Here is a 296-nt window from a genome sequence, read left to right on the forward strand (position 1 = left end):
AAACTTACTTGTGCTGCCGCTCGACTTGCATGTGTTAGGCCTGCCGCCAGCGTTCAATCTGAGCCATGATCAAACTCTTCAATTAAAAGTTTTTTGTTTAACTCGCGTTAAACGACTCAATGAATTTTACTGTTTTGATTCGCGCTGCTCACTAAGAAGCATCGCGTTTCAATTCATACATTACTGTATGTACATATTGCTATGAACACTCATTCATTGATTTAATTCTTTGATTACTCGCCAAACGGCAGAGTAATTTCGATTAACTCAACACCTGTGAGTGTCCACACAGATTT

At 39.2% G+C, this 296-nt stretch carries 1 rRNA gene; it reads right to left on the minus strand.

Annotated features, from left to right (window positions below):
- Positions 1-85, minus strand: a 16S ribosomal RNA gene (locus HG547_RS20690); the annotation flags it as partial.
- Positions 86-296 lie beyond the last annotated feature (211 nt).

Origin of the sequence: Shewanella sp. DNRA4, from assembly GCF_012843185.1 — a bacterium.
GTDB classification, from domain to species: domain Bacteria; phylum Pseudomonadota; class Gammaproteobacteria; order Enterobacterales; family Shewanellaceae; genus Shewanella; species Shewanella xiamenensis.